The 2,452-nt window shown below is 35.2% G+C and carries 5 protein-coding genes; 2 read left to right on the plus strand and 3 right to left on the minus strand.

Annotated elements, in window-relative coordinates:
• Together AC1UFB_RS13945 and AC1UFB_RS13950 are read left to right on the plus strand one after the other, a co-directional pair.
• The coding region (locus AC1UFB_RS13945; protein ID WP_482589406.1) for a hypothetical protein at nucleotides 1–286 on the plus strand (286 nt) is incomplete at its 5' end.
• On the plus strand, nucleotides 243–689 hold the full coding sequence (locus AC1UFB_RS13950) for a DUF2798 domain-containing protein (protein WP_328101882.1): 447 nt from the start codon (nucleotides 243–245) through the stop codon (nucleotides 687–689). The genes AC1UFB_RS13945 and AC1UFB_RS13950, both read left to right, overlap by 44 nt.
• Nucleotides 690–787: 98 nt before the next feature.
• Here the strand turns inward: AC1UFB_RS13950 and AC1UFB_RS13955 are convergent, their stop codons facing one another.
• The 3 genes from AC1UFB_RS13955 to AC1UFB_RS13965 all read right to left on the minus strand — a co-directional run bounded on the left by AC1UFB_RS13955 (nucleotide 788) and on the right by AC1UFB_RS13965 (nucleotide 2,389).
• Complete coding sequence (locus AC1UFB_RS13955) at nucleotides 788–1,189, minus strand: disulfide oxidoreductase (protein WP_061785581.1); 402 nt, start codon at nucleotides 1,187–1,189, stop codon at nucleotides 788–790.
• Nucleotides 1,186–1,902, minus strand: a complete 717-nt coding sequence (locus AC1UFB_RS13960; RefSeq protein ID WP_025909929.1) for a DsbA family protein — start codon at nucleotides 1,900–1,902, stop codon at nucleotides 1,186–1,188. The genes AC1UFB_RS13955 and AC1UFB_RS13960 overlap by 4 nt, the downstream gene beginning before the upstream one ends.
• Nucleotides 1,903–1,966: 64 nt before the next feature.
• Nucleotides 1,967–2,389, minus strand: a complete 423-nt coding sequence (locus tag AC1UFB_RS13965) for a M56 family metallopeptidase (protein ID WP_100347153.1) — start codon at nucleotides 2,387–2,389, stop codon at nucleotides 1,967–1,969.
• Between the last annotated feature and the right edge of the window lie 63 nt (nucleotides 2,390–2,452).

Raw genomic sequence — 2,452 nt, forward strand, 5'->3', positions numbered from 1 at the left:
CCGTATCATACCAAGAGGGCTCTTTTTTGTTCAAGTCCCCGAAAATCCTTCTAACAGGAATGCTCCTTTAATGCTCTATCGCTTTATATATAGGCTTTTTACTTTTCAAAAGGGACGAAAAACAAAAAAAGTTCATATAATGTTCACTTACGAAGCGTTTTTTAAATCTCTATGCTTAACAAAGAATTCAAAAGGAGCATTACGATACGCCAACAACAAAAAAACAGGAATTTTATTTTGGAATGATGATGTGCTTAGGCATGGTATTCGTTATGACAACGTATAACTTCATGCTTAATGGAATGTTCAACGTACTAACACCGCTGCAAATGGTAAAAGAAATGATAATGGTCTTCATTATTGCTCTTGCACTTGAATTAGTAATAGTAGGGCCTATAGCTCACAAAGTTGTCTTTTTACTACCTTTTAAGAAAGAGAAGAAGTTTTATATGATCTTAACTTTATCTACGTGTATGGTGATAGGAATGGTGTTTTTCATGTCAATCTATGGACTTATTCATGCATCTATAGCTGGATCTTTGACAAACCAACATGTACTAATTAGTTTCTTTACAATTTTTGCAAAAAACATAATTGTCGCCTACCCAACACAGATTCTTATTATAGGGCCAGCTGTTCGATTTCTCTTTTCAAAATTTATTTCAATAAAACAAGCTCCTTCTTTATAAGAACATCATTTTTAGTTGATGTAATATGTATTTATTTAGAACATAGTTTATTCAAAAATAACAGAAGGACTCCAAGTTTTTAGCTTAGAGTCCTTCTGTTATTTTTGTCTTTTTAACATTACCATTAAGAATGTAATCATTGTAAACGCAATGAATGCTAAAAATGGAATTGTGATAAAGCCAAGCCAGTTAATGTACTGACCCGAGCAAGGTATACCGCTTGTACATGTTTCAAACGCTTGTAATGCAGGTATTTTTTGTAATGCATAGTGATAGCCCGATACAAGCATACCTACGACTGAGAACGGCAGTACGTATTTATAAATTCTGTCATTCTGTTCATACACAGCTATGCCTAAAATGATCACGAGCGGATACATTAGAATTCGCTGATACCAACAAAATGTGCATGGAATAAAATTAAACAATTCACTAAAAGATAAGCTGCCCAGAGTTGCAACAATTGTAACAATCCAGCTCCCTACTAATGTTTTCTTCATTCTTGTCCCTTCTTCTCAGCTGCTTCTTTAACCATCTTATCAAAGTCTTCAGCAGTTGATCCTTCAAATGGCTTTCCATCTACAAAAAGAGCCGGTGTTCCAGAAACATTTAGTTTCTTGGCATAAGACATGTCTTGGCGGAACGCTTCTTTAAACTCTTCGTTTTCATAAGCTTTCACTACTTTTTGCACATCTTCCTCATTGGCTATTTCGCCGAGGGTATCTTGTAAAAATTGGTCTGTAAAAATATCCTGTGTTTCAGCACCGGCTGAATCAGGTTGTTTCTCATAAAGCAGCTTATGGAACTTCCAAAATGTATCATTTCCTAGCTCTTTGTAAACCGTTTCAGCAAACTGAGCCGAGCGAGTTGAATCTACGTTAATAAAAGCATAGTTCATAAAGTAAAACTTCACTTTGCCTGTTTGAATGTATTCTTGGTCAATCAATTGAAAAAATGTATTGTTGAACTCTTTACAATGAGGACATTTATAATCACCAAATTCAATCACTTCAACTGGTGCATCCTCTTCACCCAAGAACGGTTGATTTTCATAGCTGATATCAGCTTGTTCGCTACCTTTATTGATATTACCAAAGATAATAAAGGCTAAAACAACCACGCTCACAATTCCAATTGTCCAAAACAGCCATTTAGAATTTGTAGACTGCTTTTTTTGAACTCCTGTTTTTCCTTTTTTCTTTGACTTTGCCATTTTGTTTGCTGCAACTTAAATAGAAGCAGCTTTCACCTCTCCCTCAATATGTTTTATTCGTTCCTTAATAAGCAAATACTGACCAAAGCAGCATAAACACAGCCACTGACTTTACCATCATAAGTTTTGGAATATTCCATGTGATGGTCATCTTTGGATTTACCAAACACTTTATGCGATAATTGACTGCTGTCTCGGCAAAAGGCGCATATGCATAAGAAGTTTGCTGCTTTTGGTACTTAATCAGTTTTAAAGGCGCACTTCCAATTGGAAGTGTCGAGTCTAGCGAATCAATCGCAGCACGGTCAGCTAACAGTTCACTTATTAATTTGTAACGTTCATTGCTCCACTTCAGCACAGGAAGATACCACAGTGCAGATGCACACAATGATAACAGAAAAATTTTCAGTGGGTCTTTATTACGCCCATGAAATTGCTCATGATATAACACTGCTTCAAGTTCTTTTTTATTTAACAGATTAACTATATAAGTTTGATTTTAATTTCCGACGTGCTTATTTTTAAAAAAATGCGTCCATACTGTTCCTAA

The organism is Priestia sp. KCTC 13724 (genome assembly GCF_056820425.1).

What these genes read in the sequence shown, in the direction of transcription:
- AC1UFB_RS13950 (WP_328101882.1), top strand. Translation starts at nt 243, where the DNA reads ATGATGATGTGCTTAGGCATGGTATTCGTTATGACAACGTATAACTTC.
- AC1UFB_RS13960 (WP_025909929.1), bottom strand. Translation starts at nt 1,902, where the DNA reads ATGGCAAAGTCAAAGAAAAAAGGAAAAACAGGAGTTCAAAAAAAGCAG.
- AC1UFB_RS13955 (WP_061785581.1), bottom strand. Translation starts at nt 1,189, where the DNA reads ATGAAGAAAACATTAGTAGGGAGCTGGATTGTTACAATTGTTGCAACT.